This is a genomic window from Bradyrhizobium nivariense, from assembly GCF_029846695.2.
GTDB lineage: Bacteria > Pseudomonadota > Alphaproteobacteria > Rhizobiales > Xanthobacteraceae > Bradyrhizobium.
Window position 1 is genome coordinate 129,942 of sequence record NZ_JARWCR020000017.1, and the last position, 24,113, is coordinate 154,054.

22 protein-coding genes are annotated in these 24,113 nt (G+C 64.7%); 16 read left to right on the top strand and 6 right to left on the bottom strand.

What is annotated here, in order from left to right; all coding sequences use genetic code 11:
- Positions 1–73: 73 nt before the first annotated feature.
- Positions 74–2,032 (bottom strand): alpha/beta hydrolase domain-containing protein, encoded by a 1,959-nt coding sequence (locus tag QCM77_RS16665; RefSeq protein WP_279684246.1) that lies wholly within the window; start codon positions 2,030–2,032, stop codon positions 74–76.
- 105 nt (positions 2,033–2,137) lie between these two features.
- Here QCM77_RS16665 and QCM77_RS16670 point away from each other — a divergent pair, with 105 nt between their 5' ends.
- Together QCM77_RS16670 and QCM77_RS16675 are read left to right on the top strand one after the other, a co-directional pair.
- Positions 2,138–2,449 (top strand): hypothetical protein, encoded by a 312-nt coding sequence (locus QCM77_RS16670; protein ID WP_279684247.1) that lies wholly within the window; start codon positions 2,138–2,140, stop codon positions 2,447–2,449.
- Between the two features lie 113 nt (positions 2,450–2,562).
- Positions 2,563–2,856, top strand: a complete 294-nt coding sequence (locus QCM77_RS16675) for a twin-arginine translocation signal domain-containing protein (RefSeq protein ID WP_279684248.1) — start codon at positions 2,563–2,565, stop codon at positions 2,854–2,856.
- A gap of 161 nt (positions 2,857–3,017) precedes the next feature.
- Here the strand turns inward: QCM77_RS16675 and QCM77_RS16680 are convergent, their stop codons facing one another.
- From QCM77_RS16680 to QCM77_RS16690, 3 genes are all read right to left on the bottom strand, one after another.
- Complete coding sequence (locus QCM77_RS16680; RefSeq protein WP_279662182.1) at positions 3,018–3,254, bottom strand: GCG_CRPN prefix-to-repeats domain-containing protein; 237 nt, start codon at positions 3,252–3,254, stop codon at positions 3,018–3,020.
- A gap of 204 nt (positions 3,255–3,458) precedes the next feature.
- A complete protein-coding gene (locus QCM77_RS16685) occupies positions 3,459–4,469 on the bottom strand; it encodes an alpha/beta fold hydrolase (RefSeq protein WP_279684249.1) in 1,011 nt (336 codons plus the stop codon).
- Positions 4,470–4,587: 118 nt separating this feature from the next.
- On the bottom strand, positions 4,588–5,286 hold the full coding sequence (locus tag QCM77_RS16690; protein ID WP_279662185.1) for a metalloregulator ArsR/SmtB family transcription factor: 699 nt from the start codon (positions 5,284–5,286) through the stop codon (positions 4,588–4,590).
- Positions 5,287–5,533: 247 nt separating this feature from the next.
- On the opposite strand from QCM77_RS16690, the gene QCM77_RS16695 reads away from it, so the two are divergent.
- From QCM77_RS16695 to QCM77_RS16705, 3 genes are read left to right on the top strand one after another with little or no spacing between them, the layout of a single operon-like run.
- Positions 5,534–5,842, top strand: coding sequence for an NIPSNAP family protein (locus QCM77_RS16695; RefSeq protein ID WP_279662189.1), 309 nt, complete (start codon positions 5,534–5,536; stop codon positions 5,840–5,842).
- A 35-nt stretch (positions 5,843–5,877) separates the two neighbouring features.
- Positions 5,878–6,228, top strand: a complete 351-nt coding sequence (locus tag QCM77_RS16700; protein ID WP_279684250.1) for an antibiotic biosynthesis monooxygenase family protein — start codon at positions 5,878–5,880, stop codon at positions 6,226–6,228.
- A gap of 51 nt (positions 6,229–6,279) precedes the next feature.
- A complete protein-coding gene (locus QCM77_RS16705) occupies positions 6,280–7,089 on the top strand; it encodes an isocitrate lyase/PEP mutase family protein (protein WP_279662193.1) in 810 nt (269 codons plus the stop codon).
- Positions 7,090–7,158: 69 nt separating this feature from the next.
- Here QCM77_RS16705 and QCM77_RS16710 read toward each other — a convergent pair whose 3' ends face one another.
- The gene (locus QCM77_RS16710) at positions 7,159–7,551 is read right to left on the bottom strand and encodes a hypothetical protein (RefSeq protein ID WP_279662195.1); all 393 of its coding nucleotides are present in this window, start codon (positions 7,549–7,551) and stop codon (positions 7,159–7,161) included.
- 175 nt (positions 7,552–7,726) lie between these two features.
- On the opposite strand from QCM77_RS16710, the gene QCM77_RS16715 reads away from it, so the two are divergent.
- Entirely contained in the window at positions 7,727–8,377 is a 651-nt protein-coding gene (locus QCM77_RS16715; RefSeq protein WP_279662197.1) for a trimeric intracellular cation channel family protein, read from the top strand.
- Between the two features lie 16 nt (positions 8,378–8,393).
- On the opposite strand, the gene QCM77_RS16720 is transcribed toward QCM77_RS16715, so the two are convergent.
- Positions 8,394–9,620 (bottom strand): c-type cytochrome, encoded by a 1,227-nt coding sequence (locus tag QCM77_RS16720; protein WP_279662199.1) that lies wholly within the window; start codon positions 9,618–9,620, stop codon positions 8,394–8,396.
- 281 nt (positions 9,621–9,901) lie between these two features.
- Here QCM77_RS16720 and QCM77_RS16725 point away from each other — a divergent pair, with 281 nt between their 5' ends.
- The 10 genes from QCM77_RS16725 (at position 9,902) to QCM77_RS16770 (ending at position 23,887) form a co-directional block, all read left to right on the top strand.
- Positions 9,902–13,393: an indolepyruvate ferredoxin oxidoreductase family protein gene (locus tag QCM77_RS16725; RefSeq protein ID WP_279662201.1), complete on the top strand. Its 3,492-nt coding sequence runs from the start codon at positions 9,902–9,904 to the stop codon at positions 13,391–13,393.
- Between the two features lie 137 nt (positions 13,394–13,530).
- The gene (locus QCM77_RS16730; protein WP_279684251.1) at positions 13,531–14,001 is read left to right on the top strand and encodes an immunity 26/phosphotriesterase HocA family protein; all 471 of its coding nucleotides are present in this window, start codon (positions 13,531–13,533) and stop codon (positions 13,999–14,001) included.
- Positions 14,002–14,530: 529 nt separating this feature from the next.
- On the top strand, positions 14,531–15,688 hold the full coding sequence (locus tag QCM77_RS16735) for a thiolase family protein (protein ID WP_279684252.1): 1,158 nt from the start codon (positions 14,531–14,533) through the stop codon (positions 15,686–15,688).
- Positions 15,688–16,077 carry a Zn-ribbon domain-containing OB-fold protein gene (locus QCM77_RS16740; protein ID WP_279684253.1) on the top strand — a complete coding sequence of 130 codons (390 nt, stop codon included), beginning with the start codon at positions 15,688–15,690 and terminating at the stop codon, positions 16,075–16,077. Before QCM77_RS16735 ends, QCM77_RS16740 begins: the two co-directional genes overlap by 1 nt.
- 201 nt (positions 16,078–16,278) lie before the next feature.
- On the top strand, positions 16,279–17,139 hold the full coding sequence (locus tag QCM77_RS16745; RefSeq protein ID WP_279684254.1) for a MaoC family dehydratase: 861 nt from the start codon (positions 16,279–16,281) through the stop codon (positions 17,137–17,139).
- Positions 17,140–17,355: 216 nt separating this feature from the next.
- On the top strand, positions 17,356–18,234 hold the full coding sequence (locus QCM77_RS16750) for an SDR family oxidoreductase (protein ID WP_279684255.1): 879 nt from the start codon (positions 17,356–17,358) through the stop codon (positions 18,232–18,234).
- 74 nt (positions 18,235–18,308) lie between these two features.
- Entirely contained in the window at positions 18,309–19,262 is a 954-nt protein-coding gene (locus QCM77_RS16755) for a dihydrodipicolinate synthase family protein (RefSeq protein ID WP_279662213.1), read from the top strand.
- A 4-nt stretch (positions 19,263–19,266) separates the two neighbouring features.
- Entirely contained in the window at positions 19,267–20,082 is an 816-nt protein-coding gene (locus tag QCM77_RS16760; RefSeq protein WP_279684256.1) for an NUDIX hydrolase, read from the top strand.
- Positions 20,083–20,162: 80 nt separating this feature from the next.
- A complete protein-coding gene (locus QCM77_RS16765; protein ID WP_279662217.1) occupies positions 20,163–21,077 on the top strand; it encodes a DMT family transporter in 915 nt (304 codons plus the stop codon).
- 122 nt (positions 21,078–21,199) lie between these two features.
- Positions 21,200–23,887: a PAS domain S-box protein gene (locus QCM77_RS16770; RefSeq protein ID WP_279684257.1), complete on the top strand. Its 2,688-nt coding sequence runs from the start codon at positions 21,200–21,202 to the stop codon at positions 23,885–23,887.
- Positions 23,888–24,113: the final 226 nt, after the last annotated feature.

Below are 24,113 nucleotides of genomic sequence, written 5' to 3' on the forward strand. Positions count from 1 at the left end.
CGCATTCCGACAGCGGGGACAGGTTTTTTTCGTCGCCTTTCGCCAACCCACCCGACGGATCGCGGAATCTCCATCACTGCCCAAGCTTCGCCAGCTTCCCTTGCTTTGCCGCCTCGACCGCGCGCTCGGCATCCTCCGGCAGCAGCAATCGTTCCGCGACCTGCCGCGCGGCCTCGCGGCGCACCGCCGCCACATACGCGCCATCATCTGCATAGCGTTCCGCGATCGACGGCCGCGGATCGTGCACTTCCTTCCGCGCCGCCTCGGTCGGCGCGAATGGCACCACCGCGCCCTGCAGCGGATAGAGCGCTGTCGGGCCAAATCCCTGCGCCCGCGGATTCCACGCGGTGTAGGTCGCGCGTGGCACCGCGAGCGCAAGTTGGCGGATGCCGGCGATGGCCATGCCGTCATTGTCGGCCTTCGGCACGAACACGGGATAGCGGCCGATCTCCTTCGGCGGCAGCACGCTCTGGTCGGAGAAGGCGGCAAGCGTGTGGATGCCGGCGTAGGGCAGGCCGGGGATATCCGTCGGCACGGCGCCCTGCGCCGACACAAGCGTGCCATGGGCGCGCATGGGGATGCGGCTTGCGGGCGGCTTCGTGCCGTCGCTGATCCAGGCGTTGAGGTCGGTGAGCAGCGCGCGCATAGGCCCGCCCGCATGCATCGGGTTTTGCGGCAGCGATATCGCGGGCGCGCCCTTGTGCATGATGTCGGCGGCTTCGGCGAAATGCGGCGTGCCCGAGATCATGTAGGCGCGGACGTTGTCGGGCAGGTCGAGGTGATTGCCTGCGAGATCGGTGACGAGCAGCGAGGCGTGCGAGGCCCACCATTCGTGCTCGCTGTCGGTCTGCATCACCTTCGGACACGTGGCCGAAAGCGCGCAGCGGCGGAGCAGGCCGTCGGTCCTGCCGGAATAGGGATCGCTCAGGCTCGCATAGGTGAAGGGGAAGAGATCGGCCTGCCACGCCGGGTCCTGCGGATGGCGCGGGTTGCGGCCGGGCTGGCCGAAGCGGACGTTGGTCGCCATCCGCCGGGTACCCGCGACATGCGGCATCAGGCCGTCGAACACGGTTCGTCCGGAAAGGTCCTCATTGAAGCCGAGATAGAGGAAGTCGCGCAGGAAGCGGCCGGATTGCGAGACGCCGAAGCCGATGGCGTGGCTGACCGACGGATGCAGGCCGCTCAGCAGCGGGTTCGCCTGGGTCTCGTCATGGCGGAGGAAGCTGACAACGTCGCGCACGGCGGCATAGCCCATGCCGAGGGCGACCGGATCGCGCGCAGTGTAGGTGATCTCATAGAGCGCGCCGGCATCAAAACCGTCGGGCCTGACAATCTCCACCGTCGCGGGATCGATCAGCTTCGCGGAGAGACCGGATGGCGTCTGCCGGGCGTCGGCCCAGGCGGCGCGCACCGTGACATTGAGATTGGCGGCATCGGCCGCGGGCCAAATCAGCGTAGCGCGCGCGGGGTTGGTCGTGTTGTCGAAAACGAATTCTTCGCGCGCGGGTCCGGTGACGCCCTTGAGCACCGGCGCCGTCATCGCGAGCTGTCCCGGCCTGGAGGGGATGTCGCCCTGCCAGCCGACCCAGACCATCGTAAAGCCCTGGCGGTGCAGGAAGCCGATGCCGGAATCCTCGGCCTTGTCCGCATTGTTGGCGCCGGGCTGGGCGGAATCGTCGAACAGTTGCGGCGCCAGCTTGCGGCCGCGGTTGGGCACTTCCAGCAGCAGCGTGCCGTTGCCGTGCGTGGGATCGCTGGGCCTGAGGATCACGACGTCCGCGGTGGCCTCGACCTTTCCATCTGCATTGCGTGGCGCGAGTGCGAGATCGGTGATGACCGCGTTGCGGTCGTCGACCGGGTTGAGTGCGATGGTCGCGCGCGCGGTGATGCGCTCGTAGGTTCCGACGTTGCCGAAGTTACGCCCGGCAAAAGCGGGCTCGCGCGCAAGGATGTCGAAGCGGACGATTTCGGCGGGTGAGGCGGCCGGCCACAGCGAGGCGATCGCAACGAGACCCGTGATGATCCTGCGCATGGCCATTCCCCCCTTATGGGCGCGACGGCAAAATCCGCCGCGCGGGCTTTTTGTTGCCGCCACTATAACCGGGTAAGCTAACCCCAAACAACAGGAGGAAATCCGATGCCATCAGCCTTCTTCGTCGTCCGCGCCAACATCACCGATGCCGGCAAGCGCGCCGCTTTCGACACATGGTACGAGACGGAACATTTGCCCGACGCGGTGAAGGCGTTCGGTGTGAGCAAAGCCTGGCGGTTCTGGAGCCTGGACGATCCCTCGCTGCATCAGGCCATGTACCAGTTCGACGACGAGGCCAAGCTCGCTGCGATGCTGATGGGCGATGCGCTGACGCGGTTGGTGGCCGATTTCAACCGCGATTGGCCCGAAGTGAAACGCTCGCGCGAGACGCTGCTGGCGCAGGAATTTGCGAAGTAGCCACGCATCCGTGTCGCCTTTCCATAAACCTGAACGCGCGATTCAGCTTTGGTTCATGTCGTGACCACGACACTCCCTCTGCATCACTTGCCCGATAGCCCAGAGGACATGTCATGGAGCGCCGGAACTTTTTGAAGTTTGCAATCGGTGTCGCGGCCGGAGCTGCCGCGTTCACGACCGCCGCACAGGCCGCGCCGCTGGCGCCGCAGCCGCTTGGTGATCCCCGCCGCATGCCGCAAGGCAATCCAGACGCTCATCCCGCAGTCACCAGCAGCGATGAAGCCGCGCAGTTGAAGCCGGAACAGGTGCATTGGCGCGGCCACGGCCACTGGCGTCGCCGTCACTGGGGCTGGCATCGCCGTCACTGGGGCTGGCGCCGCCGGCGCTGGCATCGCCGCCACTGGTAAGCTCCGCGCAAGCCAGGCTTTGCAAGCTAGACTTTAAACGGGGACCGCGATTGCGGTCCCCGTTTTGATTCGAAGCCGTCCCGATGCGACGTCAGGCGCTAGAAAAAAGTGGCCGCGCAGGCTGATCCCGCGCGGCCACTTCGCAATGCGAAAAGAAGAGATCAGTACGGACGGCAGCGGCCGGCGTACCAGCGGAGGCCATAGGGGCAGCCGCGGGGGCGTACGACCACGACCGGCGCCGGCGCGACCACGACAACGGGACCACGGCCGGCCATCGGGCGGCAGTTGCCATAGCGGCCGCGATAGAAGCCGGGGCCGCAGCCCTCCGCGGCGCTGGCCGCCTCGCTGAAACCAACGACCGCGCTGGCGAGCATCACGGCGGCAAACAGGTATTTCATTTGATCTTCCTTCTCGTCCTTGGGGCAGGCTTGTGGGCAGGTTCTAGGAGGGCTTGGCGCTTTCGGCGCACAATGAATCAAAAGACACGATTCGACACGTTAAAGTTTGCAACATGCCGACACGGCGCGACCCAAACCTGCCAATCATGACCTGAATGCGGCATGAACGTTCTCCGCACGCAGCTTAGGACGACAGCAATGACGCTAGCGGTCGAGAAAACCCAGCACCAGCTCCTTGTACTTCTCCGGTGATTCCAGAAAGACAAGGTGGCCGGTGTCCGGGATCACTTCGGCCCGCGCATTCGGCATCTTCGCGGCCAATGCCTTCGCCAGCTCGGCGTTCTGTCCCATCTTCGCGCGCAGTGCCTCCGGCGCGCTCAGTCGGCCCGGTGCGTTGTGGTCGTCGGCACCCATGATGAACAGCGTCGGCTCGGTGATCAGTGCGACCTCGTGCGCCACCGGCTCGCGATAGATCATCTGGCCGGAGCTGACGAAGGCACGCAGCCAGCGCGGATAATCAGGGCTGCCCTTGATGTTGAAGCGGGCCTCGATGAACGGCGTGATCGCGTCCGGCGCCAGCTTGATCGCGTAATTGGTCTGGAGCTGCTTGCGATAGCCGTCGGCCGTGAGCTTGTCCTCGGTCTCGATGATCTTGTCGGTCGGCGTCGGCGGCACGTAGAGGCGATAATCCTCGAGCCCGATCGGCGCGGTCAGCACCAGATGGGCGACCCGATCCGGATAGGCGCGGGCGATGCGCACCCCGAGCATGCCGCCGAGCGAATGGGCGACGATCTCGGCCTTGTCGATCTTGAGATGATCGAGCAGCGCGACCGTGTTGCGCGCCAGCGTGTCGAAGTGCAGCTCGCCTGCCGGCTTGGAGGATTTGCCGAATCCGATCTGGTCCGGCACCACGACGCGGAAGCCGGCCTCGCTCAGCATCTTGATGACAGGCGCCCAGTAGCTCGAGGGGAAATTGCGTCCGTGCAGCAGCACCACGGTGCGGCCGTTCGGCTGCGCCGGCGCCACGTCCATATAGGCCATGCTGAGCTGCTCGCCGTCATTGATAACAGGCAGCAGGTGCACGGGATAAGGATAGGCAAAGCCTTCGAGCGCGATGCCGTAGGGCTCGCGCGGGGCGGTATCGGCGGCATGGACGGAGGTGAACGGCGAAGCGAGCAGGGCGGCGGCGAGCGCGGCCGGGAGGATACGGTTCATTGGGATCTCTGATGTGTGGCACCGATGGCCATAAACCCGTGGATGGCCGGGTCAAGCCTTGGCCGCGTCGACGGCAGGCGCTCACACGCAAATGTGCAATCTCAAGCGGCTCGCGTGATCAGTTCTGCTCATTGCCGAACAGCGCCGCAAACTGCTTTTCGCCGGTGCGCGTAAAATTCACCACGCGGCTGCCGGGCGTGGCGTCGCGGGCGGCCCATTTTAGCTCGGCGAAACGCTGCATCATGGCGGCGCCCAGCGTACCGGCGAGATGGTGGCGCCGCTCGCTCCAGTCGAGGCAGGCCTTGCAGATCGGGCGGCGCGGATGGGTGAGCATGTCGGGCGAGATCTGCAAATTTTTTGCGAGGAAGCGCTCGCCCTCCGCCGTCAGCTCGATCTCCTGCTTCTTCTGCCTGACCAGGTTTCGCGCGCGCAGGGTGTCGAGCATCTGCACGCCGAGATCGCCGGCGAGATGGTCGTAGCAGATCCGCGCACGCCGCAGCGCCGGATCCTTCGGCCCGGTGCGCACGCGCATATGGCCTGTCCGTGCGGCGAGGCCCGCAAGGCCCTCCAGTACGCCGGCGACGTCGTCGTCGGTGAGGCGGTAGTAGCGGTGGCGGCCCTGCTTCTCCGGCTCAATAAGGCCACCGGCCTCGAGCTTGGAAAGATGCGAGCTCGCGGTCTGCGGCGTGATGCCGGCCTCCTGCGCGAGCTCGCTCGCGGTGAGCGCGCGGCCGTTCATCAGCGCCGTGAGCATGTTGGCGCGGGCGGGATCGCCGACGAGCGAGGCGATCATGGCGATGTCTGGACCTGATTTCATGCTTCGATGGTAGCCGAAGCATTGCGGTCGGGCAAGGTCGTAGCGTGTCGCCACATACACGTCATTGCGAGCGAACGGCGTAGCAAAACTGAAATCTCGATCCTCACCCTGAGGAGCGCGCTCTTGCGCGCGTCTCGAAGGGCGAGGCCACCGGCGGGGCCTTCATCCTTCGAGACGCTTGCTGTGCAAGCTCCTCAGGATGAGGAGCTGACGCTTCGCTCGCGCCATCAAAGAAGAGGAAACTTAGATGTCCGTCACCGTCTTCATCCGCTACCAGCTCGATCCGTTCAAGCGCGCGCAGTTCGAGGAATATTCGAAGCGCTGGCTTACCATCATCCCGAAATGCGGCGGCGACCTGATCGGCTATTTCATGCCGCACGAGGGCACCAACAACATCGCGTTTGCGCTGATCACCTTCGAGAGTCTGGCTGCGTATGAAGCCTATCGCACCCGGCTGCGTCAGGATACGGAAGGCATGGCGAACTTCCACTTCGCCGAGGAGCACAAATTCATCCTCGCAGAAGAGCGCACGTTCCTGCGCCAAGTGGTGTTGTAAGTGGTATTGTAGGCCATCAATTCAAGGAGACGCCCATGATCGCCGTGATCTTCGAGGTCTGGCCAAAGCCGGAACACCGCCAGGATTATTTCGACCTCGCGGCCGACCTGAAGCCGATCCTGCAAACCATCGACGGCTTCATCTCGGTCGAGCGTTTCGAAAGCCTGACCGAGAAGGGCAAGATTTTGTCGGTGTCGTTCTGGCGGGATGAGGCAGCCGTGCAAGCCTGGCGCAACACGATGGAGCATCGCCGCACGCAGGCCAAGGGCCGCGCAAAAATCTTCGCCGATTACCATTTGCGTATCGCCAGCGTCATCCGTGACTACAGCATGAATGATCGCGAGCAGGCGCCGCAGGACAGCCGCGCGGTGCATGACGCGCACTAGCGCTCGCGGCGGCACGTCCCCATCTCTGCGCGGCCAACAAGGGAGAGAAACATGCATGTGACAACTGCTGACAAGCGCGCGACCTTCAGGAAGATGCACGAGAGCGGCTGCTTCATCCTGCCCAATCCGGTCGACGTTGGCAGCGCGAAAGCGTTGCAGCATCTCGGTTTCAAGGCGCTCGCCTCGTCGAGCGCGGGCTTTGCCTGGACCATCGGCAAGCCCGACAACCACGTCTCGGTCGAGGACGTCTGTCAGCATCTGGCGGCATTGAGCTCGGCGGTCGACATCCCCGTCAACGCCGATTTCGAGGGCGGCTTCGCGGTCGAGCCGGACAAGGTCGCGGACAATGTCGAGCGCTGTGTGCGCACCGGCGTTGCCGGTCTCTCGATCGAGGACTCCACCGGCGACAAGGACAAGCCGATCTACGAGCGCACACTCGCAGTCGAGCGTATCAAGGCATCTCGCAAGGCGATCGGCGACAGCGGCGCGCTGCTGGTCGGCCGCTGCGAGGCGTATCTGTGGGGCGTGACCGACCTCAAGCTCGTGATCGACCGGCTCACCGCTTACGCCGATGCGGGCGCCGATTGCCTTTACGCGCCGGGCCTGAAGACACGCGAGGATATTGCCGCGGCGGTGAAGGCTGTCGCGCCAAAACCGTTCAACCTGCTGATCGGCGGTTCCGGCCTGTCGTTGCAGGAGGCCACCGATCTCGGCGTGCGCAGGATCAGCGTCGGCGGCTCACTCGCGCGTGCCGCGTGGGGCGGCTTCATGCGGGCCGCGAAGGAGATGGCGGAGAAGGGCACCTTTGCCGAGCTCGGCAGCGGCTATCCCGGCGGCGAACTCAACAAGATGTTCGGCTAGAAACTCTAGAAACTAATGAACAGCGGCGGGATGTGAGGTCCCGCCGTTGTCGCATGTTGTTGCAAGTCGTTACTTCGCGCCGTCAGACGGCGCCTGCGTATCCGGGGCCGGCTTGCTCGGCGCGGCGCCCGTGGTCATGCCCGGCCCGGCGTTGTTGCGCGGCGTCACGTCGCGCATGCCGGGAGGTGCGGCCGGATTGGTGGACGGCGCCTGTTGCGCGGTTTGCGTCGCCGGCGCATTGCTCGCCTGGTTGCCGGTGCTCGTATTGTTCAGGCCGTAGAACACGGCACCCAGCACCAAGGCGATTGCCACTGCGAACAGGGCTACCTTGCCACTGGAGGCGGGGCCTTCGCCAAGCTCGGCGTCGGCCTGAAGCTGGGCATCCCGTCGCGCCGCGTTGCGATACTCATCATCGGCGAGATTCGGGCGATACGGATCGTTGGTAAAACGGTCGTCAGCCATCGATTGGGTCTCCTCGATTATTGCGGCTGGACAACCCATAGATGCGAGATTCGGTTCCGCCCTTCCTTGGGCTTTCCTTGGGCTTTCGTCGCATGTTGCGCCCGGACCGGGAATCGGGAACCTGTTCACTTGGGAACCCAAAGCGCAAGTTCCGCTGGGGAAAGGGAACAAAACGATGTGGAGCCTGCCGCCGAGCGATAGTGTTCTGCATCTGTTGTCGCTGGTCGCGGTCGCGGCGCAAGGCATGACCGCCGCGCTCGCAGCCGGCCGCCGCAACATGGACTGGCTCGGCGTCTGCTTCCTCGGCTGCATCACGGCGCTCGGCGGCGGCACCTTGCGCGATCTCTTTCTGGGCCACTATCCGCTGGCCTGGGTGCAAAACCCCATCTATCTCGCGCTGGCCGGGGGCGCCGCCTTCCTCACCATTCTGATGGCGCGCCTCGTGCACCGGTTGAAGGTGGCCTTCATCGTGCTTGACGCCATCGGCCTCGTCGTCTTCACCATGGCCGGCTGCGACATCGCCTGGCAGATGGACGCGACGTTGCCGATCGTCATCGTCTCCGGCATGGTGACGGGCTGCGCCGGCGGTGTGTTGCGCGACGTGCTCTGCAATGACGTGCCGCTGCTGTTCCGCTCCGAGCTCTATGCCAGCGTCTCGGTCGTCACCGGCCTGTTCTATGCGACCGCTTTCGGCCTCAAGCTCAACGCCGAGCTCTGGACCATTTTGACCTTCGCCCTCGGCATCAGCTTCCGCCTGCTGGCGGTGCGCTACAAATGGGAGATGCCGAAGTTTGTCTTCACGGAACAGGAGGAGCGGGAGCCTTGAGCTACGGCGCCTGCAGCTACGGCGCCTGCTTCCGCGCCTTCGCCACCTGCGCCGGCGTCACCAGCGGGGCTGCGTTGCCCCAGGAATTGCGGATGTAGTTCGTCACCGCCGCGACCTCTTGGTCGGACAATTGCCTGGTGTAGGCCGGCATCTCGCCGGTGTTGGGTGCGCGCGGTGTCGTCACGGTGTGGGCGCCGTCGAGGATGATGCGCAAGGTCGAGGACGGATTGACCGATTGCAGCAGCGCGTTGCCGGGCAGCGGCGGATAGATGCGCGGTGCGCCGGAGCCGTCGGCTTCATGGCAGGCGATGCAGAGTTTGGCGTAGACGGCCTGGCCGGCCTTCATCTCGGCCTCGTCAGGCGGCGTCACGATGGTCTCACGCCGTGCCGGCGGCAGGCTCTTCAAGTAAACCGCGATCGCGCGCACGTCGGCATCGCTCATCTTCGAGGTCGAGTTGACAACCACCTCCGCCATCAGCCCGTCGGCATGGCTCCTGGCGTTGCGCCCGCTCTGAAGATATTCCGTGACGTCCTCGACGCTCCACGACTTCAGCCCGGTGCGGGCGGCGCCATCGAGCCTTGGCGCGTACCAGCCGCCGACCTCGTTGCCTGAGAGTGCCTGCGCCTGCTTGTCCGCGCCAAGATAGTTCTTCGGCGTATGGCAGGCGCCGCAATGGCCGAGCCCGGTGACGAGATAGCCGCCCCGATTCCACGCCGCGCTCTGGCTCTGGTCCGGCTCGAACAGGCCGGGCTTGAAATACACAATGTTCCAGATCCGGATCAGGCCGCGATAGCCAAACGGCCAGCGCAGCTCCGGCGGCTTGTTGCGGTTCGTGACGGCCGCGAGAGTTCCGAGATAGGCCCGGATCGCCAGCGTGTCGTCCTTCGTCATCCGCGTGAAATAGGGATAGGGGAACGCCGGATAATAGTTCGAGCCGTCGGGCGCGACGCCGGTGCGCACGGCGCGGGTGAAATCGGCATCGGTCCAGGCGCCGATCCCGGTGTCGCGGTCCGGTGTCAGGTTCGGCGCGTAGATCGCCCCGAAGGGCGTGTCGATGCGCTTTCCGCCTGCGAACGGTTTTGCGGGATCGGCGGTGTGGCAGCCCGCACAGTCGCCGGCCTCGACCAGCGCCTTGCCGTAGGCGATCAGCTCCGCCGACGGCTCGGCAGCGCTGGCCGCACTCGCAACCGCACTGCACAACGCCAGACCCATAAGCGCCAAGCCAGCCAGAATCGTCCGCATCGAAAGCCTCTCCTGCGACCGATCGACGTCGTCCCGCCTCACCGGGGCGTCACGTCGTTTCGCGACGGCGGGGGTATGGTGACACAAATTGAAAATCGCCGATGCCATTGCAGCCACGAAATTGCGATTTTTACCCGGCGCTGCCTTTGGTCCAGATTTGTGATGCGGAGCGTGAAATATCCGACATAGAGTGGCGAAGATGGTCGGCGCGCCCCAGCTAAAAACAACGGGCAGGCAACGGCTTAAGCAGCCAAGCGCTCAAAAGGGCGGAAGAGGACATAATGGGCATCAACCAGGGTCCGATCAGTCTTGATCAAAAATACACCCAGGGCACCGGACATATTTTCACAACCGGCATTCAGGCCCTGGTCCGCCTGCCGATGGCCCAGATCCGGCGCGACCGTGCCGCGGGGCTGAACACCGCGGGCTTCATCTCCGGCTATCGCGGCTCGCCGCTCGGCGGCTATGACCAGCAGCTCTTCGCCGCGCGCAAGCATCTCGAGCAGTACAACATCAAGTTCCAGCCCGGCGTGAACGAGGATCTGGCCGCTACCGCGGTCTGGGGCTCGCAGCAGCTCAACCTCTCGCCGGGGGCCAAATACGACGGCGTGGTCGGCATCTGGTACGGCAAGGGCCCCGGCGTCGATCGCTGCGGCGACGTCTTCCGCCACGGCAATGCCGCGGGCTCCGCCAAGAACGGCGGCGTCTTGTGTCTCGCCGGCGACGACCACGGCGCAAAATCCTCGACGGTCCCGCATCAGTCCGACCACGCCTTCATATCGGCGCTGATGCCCTATCTCTACCCGTCGAGCGTCCATGAGATGATCGAGATGGGCCTTCTTGGTATCGCGATGTCGCGCTACTCGGGCTGCTGGGTCGGCATGAAGGTGATTACGGAGACGGTGGAGACCACCGCCGAGATCGACCTCACCGACGAGATGACGCCGTTCGTGATCCCGACCGATTTCGAGATGCCGGAAGGTGGCCTCAATCTGCGCTGGCCCGACGACCGTTTCGCCCAGGACCGCCGCCTGCAGGACTACAAGGGCTTTGCCGCGATCGCCTTTGCGCGCGCCAACAAGGTCAATCGCATCACCATGGACTCGCCGAACGCCCGCTACGGCATCATGGCGTCCGGCAAGAGCTACGAGGATATCCGGCAGGCGCTACGCGAGCTCGGTATCACACCCGAGGTCGCGGCCAAGATCGGACTTCGATTGTACAAGATCGGCATGCCTTGGCCTCTGGAACCGGAAGGCGTCAGGCAATTCGCCGTAGGCCTCGAGGAAATCTTCATCATCGAAGAGCGCCGCGAGATCGTCGAGAATCAAGTGAAGCAGGAGCTGTTCAATTGGCGCGACGATGTCCGTCCCCGCATCATCGGCAAGATGGACGATCACGACAAGCGCTTCCTTCCCTTTGCCGAAGAACTCAGCGTCGCCTCTTTGGCCAGTTCGCTGACCGAGCGTCTGCTTCGCCTGGATCTTAACCCCGAAATTGCAACCATGCTGCGTGCCAAGGCCGATTGGTTCAACGGCCGCCAGGCTTCGCAAATGCAGGCGACCGCGCCTGTCGCCCGCACCCCGTATTTCTGCTCCGGCTGCCCGCACAACACCTCGACCAAGGTGCCCGAAGGCAGCCGTGCCTTTGCCGGCATCGGCTGCCACTTCATGGCGCTGTGGATGGATCGCTCCACCGAGACCTTCACACACATGGGCGGCGAGGGTGTGCCGTGGGTCGGCGTTGCCCCCTTTACCAAGGAAGAGCACGTGTTCGCCAATCTCGGCGACGGCACGTATTTCCACTCCGGCAGCCTCGCGATCCGTCAGGCGATCGCCTCCGGCGCCAACATCACCTACAAGATCCTCTATAACGACGCGACCGCGATGACCGGCGGCCAGCATGTCGATGGCGAATTGTCGCCGCAGCAGATCACCTTCCAGCTCCACAGCGAAGGCATCCGCGAGATCTATCTGGTCTCCGAAAATCCCGACGCCTATCCCGCGAACGAGATCGCGCCCGGCGTCAAGACCGCGCATCGCGACGAGCTCGACACGGTCCAGAAAACGCTCCGCAAGGTGAAGGGTGCATCCGCAATCGTCTTCGTGCAGACCTGCGCCGCCGAGAAGCGCCGCCGCCGCAAGCGCGGCACCCTGGAGGATCCGGCGCGCCGTGTGCTCATCAATCCCGCGGTGTGCGAAGGCTGCGGCGATTGCTCGGTGCAATCGAACTGCATTTCGGTCGAGCCGCTGGAGACCGAGTTCGGCCGCAAGCGCGCCATCAACCAGTCGACCTGCAACAAGGATTATTCCTGCGTAAAAGGCTTTTGCCCGTCCTTCGTCACCATCGATGGCGGCAAGATGCGCAAGCGCGCGCCGGCGGGCGTTGGCGATATCGGCGATCTGCCGGAGCCGGCGTCGCGCCCCAACCTGGACAAGCCCTACAACATCGCGGTCGGTGGCGTCGGCGGCACCGGCGTGCTGACCATCGGCGCGCTGCTTGGCATGGCCGCGCATATCGAGGGCAAGGCCTCCATGATCCTGGACATGTCGGGCCTCGCGCAGAAGGGCGGCGCGGTGCTGAGCCATGTCCGCCTGTCGGATCATCCGGCCGAAGTGACCTGCTCGCGCATCGTCACCGGCACCGCCGATCTCGTGCTTGCCGCCGACGAGGTGGTCGCGGTCGCCAAGGACACCATCTCGCTCTGCGACTCGGGCCGCACCCGCGGCATCATCAATAGCCACGTCATCCCCACGGCCGACTTCGTCCTCAACCGCGATTTCAACTTCCAGACCCGCAAGCTGACTGGGTTGCTGGAAACGGCGCTGCACAAGGACACGACCTTCTTCGACTTCACCAAGCCGGCAGAGCAGTTGCTCGGCGACAGCATTGCCACCAACATGATGATGATGGGGTACGCCTATCAGAAGGGCCTCTTGCCCTTGTCGGCGGAGTCGATCGAGCAGGCGATCGAGGTCAACGGCGTCTCGGTCAAGATGAACAAGGAAGCCTTCCGCCTCGGCCGCCTCGCGGTCGCCGATCCCCAGCGCCTAGCCGACATGCTGAAGGGGACGGACGAGGTCGTCGCGCCCAAGTCCCTGGACGCAATGACGTTGGACGAGGTCATCGCGCATCGCGCCAAGCATCTCACCGCGTATCAGAACGGCCGGCTGGCAAAACGCTACCGCAAGCTGGTCGACCAGGTCAGCGACGCCGCCAGGCAGGGCGGCTATGACGAGGCGCTGACGCGCGCGGTTGCGATCAACTACGCCAAGCTGCTGGCGTACAAGGACGAATACGAGGTCGCGCGCCTCTATACCGACGGTGCTTTCGAAAAGCAGCTCCGCGACCAGTTCGAAGGCGACTTCAAATTCAACTTCAACCTGGCCCCGCCGATCCTCAGCCGTGGAGTCGATGCGCTGGGACGCCCGAAGAAGCGCGCGTTCGGCCCGTGGATGCTGAAGGCATTCCGCGTGCTGGCGAAATTCAAGGCCCTGCGCGGCACGTCGTTCGACATCTTCGGGCGCAGCGCTGACCGCAAGCTCGAACGCGATCTGATCACAGGCTACGAAAAGGACGTCGCCACCGTGCTCGGCCTGCTGTCGCCGCTCACGATCGATACCGCGGTCGAACTGCTCTCGCTGCCCGACCGCATCCGCGGCTACGGCCCGGTGAAGGAGAAGGCCGTCGCGGACGCCAAGGCCCGCTACGCCCAGCTCGCCGCCGACCTCGCCAACCCGCCGCCGGCACCACGGCAGATCGCGGCGGAGTAGGATGGTCTCGTAGCCCGGATGGAGCGAAGCGCAATCCGGGACAACTGTATCCGCGGATGACGACCCCGGATTGCGCAACGCTCCATCCGGGCTACGCCACTTCTTAACTAGATCCTGTACGATACCATCGACAGCAGATGAAGCTGCCCTACGAAGAAGGCTCCGTGTTCGCAATGCCGCTTCGAAACGGCGGATTTGCCCGTGGAGTCGTCGCGCGGTCGCCGCGCCGGGGAAAGGTTCTGCTGGGATACTTTTTCGGTCCGCGTCTCGAAACGCCAGGGTCGGCAACGTTCGATGACCTTCGTCCCGATCTTGCTGTGGCCAGAATTCGCTTCGGAGACCTCGGGCTGATTGAGGGCCGGTGGTTGATCATCGGCAAGGTGGCCAACTGGGATCGGAGAGATTGGTCAATGCCCGACTTTGTCAGGCGAGATCCGATATCGAGAAAGGCTCGGCTGGTGCGGTACGCGGACGACGATCCGCTTAGGAGCGTATCCGAGCTGCTTCCAGACTATGATGACTTACAGGTATTGGAAAGTGACGGCCTGTTCGGTGCCGGAGCGGCCGAGACAAAGATTTCAAAACTCCTGGCTCCTCCGCTGCATTAGTTGGTCAGTAGTGTGGTGGCGCAGGTGCTTCCGGCAAACCCGCCCGTTGCCGCCGTAGCCCGGATGGAGCGAAGCTTAATCCGGGACGGTTGCGCAGGGTATACGTCGGATTACGCTGCGCTCCATTCGGGCTAGATCCACCCTACGATTTTCCGTTTGAAATCAATCACCGTTCTACTGTGCATGGGGTTGTTTTCGATAAAAGGGTTTCTTTCGATAAAGCGAAACCGCTTGTGCTGTCGGGCAAAACACCTTTACGACTTGGTCCGGCTCTCGTGCCCCGGACGCAGCGCAGCGCTTCTTTAGCGATGCGCTGCAGAGCCGGGGCCCATGCAACGATGTGCGTGGTCACATGGGTCCCGGCTCTGCGCGGCAACGCTTAGGCGTTGCAGCGCGTCCGGGACACGGAAGCATCATTTGCGCCAAGCCGCTGCCCTGTCGCCCGACGGAATATTTCCGCGCTTGCCAATCAGGCCACCGGGGTTCAGAAAAACCGAGCAAGAAGAAACGCCAGCGGAGACCTGAAGTTTTGACCATCAAGGGCAAGGCCTACATTGCCGGGATTTTTGAACACCCGACCCGGCATGCGCCGGACAAATCCACCGCGCAGCTCCATGCCGAGGTCGCCAAGGGCGCGATCGAGGATGCCGGGCTCAGCAAGGACGATGTCGACGGCTATTTCTGCGCCGGCGACGCGCCCGGCGGCGCCTGGCCGATGGTCGATTATCTCGGCCTGAACACCAAAAAGCTCCGTCACGTCGATTCCACCGAGACCGGCGGCTGTTCCTACATCATCCATCTCGGTCATGCCGCCGAAGCGATCGCCGCGGGAAAATGCTCGATCGCGCTGATCACGCTTGCCGGCAAGCCGCGCACCGGCGCAATGCCGCCGCGCGCGGCTGGCGCGGAAGCCGATTTCGAATCCGCTTACGGTGCGACCACCCACAATGCCTATGGCATGTGTGCCATGCGCCACATGCACGACTACGGCACCACCTCTGAACAGCTCGCCTGGATCAAGGTCGCAGCCTCGCATCATGCGCAATACAATCCGCATGCGATGCTCAAGGACGTCGTCACCGTCGAGGACGTCCTGAACTCGCCGATGATCTCCGATCCCCTGCATCGCATGGATTGCTGCGTCGTCTCTGACGGCGGCGGCGCGTTGATCGTGACGACGCCCGAGATCGCCAGGAGCCTGAAGAAGCCGCTGGTCAAGCTGATCGGCCATGGCGAGGCGATGAAGGGCCCGCGCGGCGGCAAGGATCTCGATCTCACTTATTCCGCCGGCATCTGGTCCGGTCCGCGCGCGTTCGAGGAAGCCGGCATCACGCCGAAGGACATCAAATACGCCTCGATCTACGACAGCTTCACCATCACGGTGCTGATGCAGCTCGAAGACCTCGGCTTCTGCAAGAAGGGCGAGGGCGGCAAGTTCGTCGCCGACGGCAATCTGATCTCGGGCGTCGGCAAGCTGCCGTTCAACACCGACGGCGGCGGCCTTTGCAGCAACCACCCCGTCAACCGCGGCGGCATGACCAAGATCCTCGAGGCCGTCAGGCAGTTGCGCGGCGAGGCGCATCCGAAGGTGCAGGTTCAAAACTGCGATCTCGCCATCGCGCACGGCACCGGCGGTCTCTTGGGCGTCCGCCACGCCGCATCGACGGCCATTCTGGAGCGCGTGTGATGAGCGAAGCCAAGAAATATCCGGCCCCGGTGACCAACCCCGAGACGGCGGCGTTCTGGGATGCGGCCAAGGAGGGCAAGTTCATGATCAAGCGCTGCACCGCTTGCGGTGAAGCGCATTACTTCCCGCGCGCGATCTGCCCGTTCTGCTACTCGGACAAGACGGTGTGGGAAGAGTCTTCGGGCGAGGCCACGATCTACACCTGGAGCCTGATGCGGAAGTCGCCGACCGGTCCTTACGCGATCGGCTACGTCACGCTGAAGGAAGGCCCGTCGCTGCAGACCAATTTCGTCGATTGCGATCTGACAACGCTCAAGATCGGCCAGAAGGTGAAGGTGGTGTTCAAGCCGACCGATGGCGCGCCGCTGCCGTTCTTCACGCCGGTCTGACTTCTTCCTTCTCCCCTTGTGGGAGAAGGTGGCGCGAAGCGCCGGATGAGGGGTCTGTCTCCGCGGAGAGACCGTCTGTCTCGAGCCAACCCCTCACCCAAACGAGTTTGTTGCTGATGCCGGTGCAGCCCTCTCCCACAAGGGGAGAGGGCACAGTAACGGGCAGCGGCGCAGAGGAAATCCGGGGAGGTAACCAGGAAAATGTCCGCCAGATACGAAGAACTCAAAGCCCTCAAAAACATCGGCCAGAAATATGCCTACAGCGATCGCGAAGTGATGCTCTATGCCTATGGCATCGGGCTCGGCGCCGATCCGATGGATGAAAACGAGCTCGCCTTCGTCAATGAGGGCACGCTGACGCCGCGGCCGCTCAAGGTGGTGCCGACCTTTGCGTCCGTCGCGGCGTGGGGCGCAGGGCCAGGCGAAATGAACCTCAACCGCGTCATGGTCGTCGACGGCGAGCGCGACATCACCTTCCATCAGCCGCTGCCGGTGGCCGCGCACATCACCGCCGACTCCTCCGTTGTCGAGGTCTACGACAAGGGCAAGGACAAGGGCGTCGTGATCAGCCACCAGACCGTGCTCAAGAACGAGAAGGGCGAGAAGCTGGCGACGCTGGTCGCCTCGCGCTTCGCCCGCGGCGACGGCGGCTTTGGCGGGCCGAACCTGACCCAGCCCGACCCGCACAAGATCCCGTCGCGCGCGCCCGACAGGACCATCGACATCGTCACGCGTCCCGACCAGGCACTGGTCTATCGCCTCTGCGGCGACCGCAACCCGCTGCACTCGGATCCCGAGTTCGCGAAGAAGGCCGGCTTCCCGCGTCCGATCCTGCACGGCATGTGCACCTACGGCATCACCTGCCGCGGCGTGCTCCAGACCTATGCCGATTACGACGCCTCCGCCTTCCGCCAGCACGTCGCGCGGTTCTCCTCGCCGGTCTATCCCGGCGAGACCGTGACCATGGACCTCTGGAAAGACGGCAACACGATCTCGTTCGAAGCCAAGGTGAAGTCGCGCGGCGTCACCGTGATCAAGAACGGCAGGACGGTGCTGGGTTAGCAACACGCGACGGCCGTCGTCTCCCTCGCCCCGCTCTCTTGTCCGCCGAAGCCCGCCTTCGGGCGAAGGCGGATGCGGGGAGAGGGCGGGGTGAGGGCTCTCACCACGAGCCGAGACGGTATTGAGAGCTGTACCCCCTCACCCGGATCGCAAGGGCGATCCGACCTCTCCCCGCAAGCGGGGCGAGGTAAGAAAAACAACCAGGGAGAGGCCACCATGGGACTACTCGACGGCAAGGTTGCGCTGATCACCGGCGCGGGCGGGGGGCTCGGTGAGGCCTACGCAAAGCTGTTTGCGCGGGAAGGGGCGTCCGTCGTCGTCAACGACCTCGGCGGGCCCCGTGACGGCTCCGGCGCCGACAAATCGATGGCGCAGCTCGTGGTCGACGCGATCAAGGCCGAGGGCGGCAAGGCCGTCGCCAACGGCGCGGACATCTCCACCATGGAGGGCGGCCAGTCGGTGTTCGACGACGCCATCAAGCACTTCGGCCGTGCCGACATCCTCGTCAACAATGCCGGCATCCTGCGTGACCAGACTTTCTCCAAGGCCTCCGAGTCCGATTGGGACAAGGTCATCAAGGTGCATCTGAAGGGCACCTTTTGTTGCACCATGCCGGTGTTTCGCTGGATGCGGGAAAATGGCGGCGGCGTCATCGTCAACACCTCCTCGACCTCGGGCCTGATCGGCAATTTCGGCCAGACCAATTACGCCGCGGCCAAGGGCGGCATCTGGGGCCTGTCCAACGTGCTGGCGATCGAGGGTCGAAAATACAACATCCGGATCTGGACGCTGGCACCCGGCGCGCTGACCCGCATGACCGCAGACCTGCCCCGCTATAAGGAGAACCCCGGTGCGGCGCTGGGGCCGGACGGCATCGCGCCGGCCGTGCTATACATGGTCAGCGACTTGTCCGGCGACCAGACCGGCAAGGTGTTGGGCGTGTCCGGGCCCCGCGGCGTGCGCGAGATGCGGATGATGGAAATGGAAGGCTGGAAACCGCCGCACACGGGCTGGAACGCCCGGGACATCGCCGATCATGCCCAGGAGATCTTCTTCTCCGAAGAGCAGATCAAGATGGGTGCGCGGCGGTTTTAGCTACACTGTCATTCCGGGGCGCGACGAAGTCGCGAGCCCGTAAATGACGACAGACGATAGGACAGAGAGACCCAATGAAGCTTACCGCCGACGCCAAGGGCACCTTCGCAATCGCGCCGACGCCGTTCCACGATGACGGCCGGATCGACGAGCGCTCGATCGACCGCCTGACCGATTTCTACGAGGAGGTCGGCTGTGACGGCGTCACCGTGCTAGGCATCCTCGGCGAGGCACCGAAGCTCGACGCCGCCGAGGCCGAGCAGGTGGCGGTGCGCTTCGTCAAGCGCGCCAAGAAGATGCAGGTGATCGTCGGCGTCTCCGCGCCGGGCTTTGCCACCATGCGCTCGCTGGCGAAGGCCTCGATGGACGCAGGCGCTGCCGGCGTGATGATCGCGCCGCCGCCCTCGCTCCGCACCGACGACCAGATCGTCGGCTATTACAAGCAGGCGGCCGAGGCCATCGATCCCGACGTGCCGTGGGTGCTTCAGGACTATCCGCTGACGCTCTCGGTGGTGTTCACGCCGGCCGTGATCCGCAAGATCGTCATGGACAATCCGAATTGCGTGATGCTCAAGCACGAGGACTGGCCGGGCCTGGAAAAGATCTCGACGCTACGCGGCTTCCAGAAGGACGGCTCGCTCCGGCCGCTCTCGATCCTCTGCGGCAATGGCGGCACGTTCCTGGATTTCGAGATGGAGCGCGGCGCCGACGGCGCCATGACCGGCTACGCCTTCCCCGAGCTTCTGATCGACGTCGTGAACCTCTCGAAGGCCGGCAAGCGCGACGCCGCGCATGATCTGTTCGACGCGCATCTGCCGCTGATCCGTTACGAGCAGCAGCCCGGCGCGGGCCTTGCCGTGCGCAAATACGTGCTGCAGAAGCGCGGCATCATCGCCTCCAGCGCCCAGCGCAAGCCCGCCGCGACCATCACGCCGGCGGCGAAGGCGGAGGTCGAGTACCTGCTGTCGCGCGTCGCCCGTGTTGACAAGCGCGCCAATCTCGGCCCGCAATCCAGCGCGGCAGGTTAGTTGAATGGTCGAGACCTCAGCATCGCGGCCGGCGTCGACGATCCTCCTGCTGCGCGACGGCACGACGGTCAACGGCGAGAGCCGCGACGAAATTGAAGTCTTCATGATGGTCCGCCATCATCAGATCGAGTTCAATTCGGGCGCGCTGGTGTTTCCCGGCGGCAGCGTCGATGCCGGCGATCAGGAGATCGTCGCGCGCGCTGATCTGTATTCGGGGGGCGAGGGCCTGAGCGAAGCGGACCGCGGTTTTCGGATCGCCGCGATCCGCGAGACCTTTGAGGAAAGCGGCATCCTGCTGGCACGGACGAAGGATTCGGGCACGCCTGTTGATGCTAAGCGCGCCGGCGAGATCGCCGATGCGCATCGCGTCGCGCTCAACGAGCACAAGATCAGCTTCCTGAGCATTCTGGCTGACAACGGCCTCCAGCTCGCGCTCGATACGCTTGTGCCTTACGCGCACTGGATCACGCCGGAGGGCATGCCGAAGCGTTTCGACACCTGGTTCTTCCTTGCGGCAGCGCCGCCCGATCAGCTCGGCGCGCATGACGGAAGGGAGTCGACCGATTCGATCTGGGTCTCGCCGCGCGAGGCGGTGGAGGGCGGCGAGAGCGGCCGCTTCAAGCTGCCGTTCCCTACCACGCGCAATTTGATCCGGCTGGCGAAGCAGGGCAGCGTGAAGGCCGCGCTCGACCATGCAAGCGGCATGTCCATCGTCACGGTGATGCCTGTCATGACCAAGACCGAAACCGGCCGCCAGCTCCGCATCCCCCGCGAGGCCGGCTATGACGGCGAGGTGTTCGAGGTCGGGGCGGTCGGCTAGGACACTTCGACACAAAGCGAAGTATTGGCGAGGCCAGACGCGCTAGGTTCCGTCCCTGACAACGGGACGGAGCGCGCGACATGGACAACCGGCAGGATAACAACATCGCCGTCGAGCTGGCGCTGCTGGTTGCGCTCGCAACGCTCTGGGGCGGCTCCTACACCTTCATCAAGCTCGGCGTCGCAACCATTCCGCCGATCACGCTGATCGCAGCGCGCACCACGATTGCGGGCCTGCTGCTGCTCGCGATCATGTGGGCGCGGGGCATCAGGATGCCGACGGATGCCGCGACCTGGCAACGCTTCGCCTTCCAGGCCGTGCTCAACAGCGTGATCCCCTGGACGTTGATCGCCTGGGGCGAGCGCCACGTCGATGCCGCGCTCGCCACCATCCTCAACTCGGCCGGGCCGATCTTCACCTTCCTGCTCACGGCGGTCGTCACCCGCCACGAGACGACGACACCGCGAAAGCTGTTCGGCGTCATGGCGGGGATGGCCGGCATCTTGCTGATCGTCGGCGTCGATGCCTTCCATGATATCGGCAGCGGTCTCGTCGCGGAGGCCGCGATCGTTGCCGCCACCATCTGTTACGCATGCGCCGCGATCTTCGGTCGCGGTTTCAAAGGTCTCGATCCCATGGCGCCCGCGGCCGGCTCGCTGCTGGCAGGGGCGGCGGCGCTGATCCCGGCCTCGCTGATCGTCGAACAGCCCTGGACGCTGTCGCCCTCGCTGAGTTCCGTGCTGGCGCTGCTCGCGCTGGCGACCTTCTCGACCGCCGCAGCCTTCGTGATCTATTTCCGCCTGATCCAGACCCTGGGCTCGGTCGGCACCACCGCGCAGGCCTATCTGCGCGTGCCGATCGGGGTTGCCATCAGCGTCGGCTTCCTCGGCGAGAGCCTGAGCCGGACCGCCTGGATCGGCCTTGCCTGCGTCGTCCTCGGCGTCGCCGCCATGACCATCCCGGCCCGGCGGCCGGCCAGCGTGAAAACGTCATAAAGCCGGGACCGGGGGGCGGCGGGGTCGCAACATTAAGGATATTCGGCGGCCAGACGCATGTTCCCCCGGGGCCGCAATACGTCGTATATTGGGCCTCCAATAGCCCGGTCCTCAAATCACGAATGTCCGCCGAATTGACGCCGACCCCTGAGAAAAAGCGAACATTCTCGCTCTCCATCGGCCAGCTCACCTTCGGCAGCTTCCTTCTGGTGCTGGCGGTGATCATCGTCACCTCGACCGCGAGCGTGATCGCGATCCGGCACATCGACACGACCTTTGCCGAATTGCAGCGGCTCCAGAGCGTCGGCGACCTCGCCGAGGACATCGACCGCCGCATGAACGAGTTGCGGCTCGCGGCGCGCGACTTCGTCACCGACCCCGGCGCCGGCACCCAGTTCAAGCAGGTGGGCGAGGCGGCCTCGACGCTCAGCGACATCCTGAAGAAGACCCGCATCGAGCTCGCGCCCGAGCAGCAGGATATGATCGACGGGGTCACCGAGCGGCTGGCGACCTACCGCAGCGGCCTGGAGCGGATCTCGACCCTGATCGACCGCCGCGCCCAACTGCTCGCCGGCCTGCCGCCGCTTCGCGACCAGTTCGACGCGGCTGTCTCCGGCACCGCGGACCGCGAGCTGGCGTCCCGTCTGTCGGAGGCGCAGAGCCGGATCGCGCTCGGATTGCTCGCGCGCAACCCGTCCGCGGCCGAGCAGGCGGCGCAGAGCATGCGGGCGATGGGCTTCCCTGATGCCAAGCTGAGATCGGCCGTCAACGACTACGCTGAGGCGATCATCGCGGTCGCTGTCCGGGAGCGGCAGATCGCCGACATCGATCGCGAGGTGCTGGGAACCGAGGGCCGGCTGATCGGCCGCGTCACCGAATTGCTTCGCGAGGTCAGCGCCCGGCGCGGCCACGTGCTGTCGCGCGACTTTGCCCGCACGCTGACGGAGGCGCGCTGGCAGAGCATCGTGCTCGGCACGATCGGCGTGCTGATCGGCATGGGTGCGGCGTTGTTCGTGGTGCGCAGGACGGTGCGTCCGCTCGCCCAGATCGCTCGGTCCATTCGCGCGCTTGCGGCGGGCGAGAAAGACACTTCGATCCCGTCCGCCGACCTCGACAATGAGATCGGCGACATCGCGCGGGCGGCCGAAGTGTTCCGCCGTGCGCTGGAGGAGGCCGACACGGCACGCGAGGCGGCGGTGCGCGCACTGACCGAGCAACGCCTCGCCGAAGAGAGCTACCGGAAACTGTTCGAGGGCTCGGTCGACGGCATCTATGTCACGACGCCGGCCGGTGATCTCCTCAACGCCAATCCGGCGCTGGCGCGGATGATGGGCTATGACAGCCCCAAGCACCTCATCGACAGCATCAACGACATCGCCCACACCATCTACGTCAATCCCGAGGCGCGCGTCGAATATCAGCGGCTGATGGCCCGCGACGGCATGGTGCGCGAGTTCGAATACCAGGTGCGCCAGCGCAGCGGCGATATCCTGTGGCTGTCCGACAGCGCCACCGGCGTGCGGGATGAGGCGGGCAACATCGTCCGCTACGAGGGTACGCTGCGCGACATCACCGACCAGAAGCGGGCGGAGGACGCCATCGCCGAAGGACGGCGCCTGCTCCAGCAGGTCATCGACACCGTGCCCGCGGTCATCAACGTCAAGAACCGCGACCTGCGCTACATGCTGATGAACCGTTACATGGCCGGCATCTTCGGCATCGAGCCCGGCGATGCGCTCGGCCGCACCACGGCGGACCTGATGTCGCGCTACGGCGCGGCCAAGTCCGACGAGAGCGACAAGCGCGTGCTCACGCTTCGAAAGGGTCTCGGCTTCTACGAAGAGGAGTACAAGGACTCTTCCGGCCACATGCGGCAATGGCTGGTCAACAAGCTGCCGCTGCTCGATGCCGAAGGCGAGATCGAGCGCATCGTCACCGTGGCGCTCGACATCGGCGAGCGCAAGCGCGGCGAGCAGGAGATGCGGAAAGCCAAGGAATCTGCCGAGACCGCGCTGCGCAATCTGCGCGAGACCCAGGCCTCGCTGATCGAGGCGGAGAAGCTGGCGGCGCTCGGGCGCCTCGTCGCCGGCGTCGCGCACGAAGTCAACAATCCCGTCGGCATCAGCCTCACGGTCGCCTCCGCGCTGGAGCGCAAGACCGCGATGTTCACCGCCGAGGTCGAGCGCGGCGAGCTGCGCCGCTCCACGCTCAACGACTTCCTCAACACCAGCCGCGACGCGTCCTCGCAGCTCGTCTCCAATCTCAATCGCGCGGCCGAGCTGATCCAGTCATTCAAGCAGGTCGCCGCCGACCGCAACTATTCGGACCAGCGCAGCTTCGATCTCGGTGACCTCACCGAACAGGTGGTGATGAGTCTGCGGCCCGGCCTGCGCAAGCACAATCTGACGCTCAATGTCGAATGCCAGCCTGATCTGACCATGAACAGCTATCCCGGACCATACGGCCAGGTGCTGACCAATCTGTTTCTCAACGCGGTGGCGCACGCCTTCCCGGACGGCAGGCCGGGGACCATCGACATCCAGGTGCGCGAGTCCGGCAAGGACAATGTCGAGATCATCTTCTCCGACAATGGCTGCGGCATGTCGCTCGACGTCCGCCGCCGTGCCTTCGATCCGTTCTTCACGACGCGGCGCGACCAGGGCGGCACCGGCCTCGGGCTGCACATCGTCTACAGCATCGTCACGAACCGGCTCGGCGGACGCCTCGATCTCGATTCCGAACCGGGCAGCGGCACGCGCATCCAGATCGTCCTGCCGCGCGTGGCTCCGCTCGAGCAGGCCGCGGAATAGCCTGAGCGTTTTCGCGCGAAGTGGATACCGGTTCGCGTAAAGAAAACCCGTCAAAGCTACAATCTAGAGCCCCGTTCCGATTCCATCGGAACGGAAATGGCTCTAGGGTCTGTTGAGATTCAGGATTCACAGATTGGAACGTCCGTGATTCAAGCTCCGAAAGGAGTTTTGGATGCAGCGATTCGTTTTGACGGACGCCCAGTGGGCGAAGATGCAGCCGCTTTGT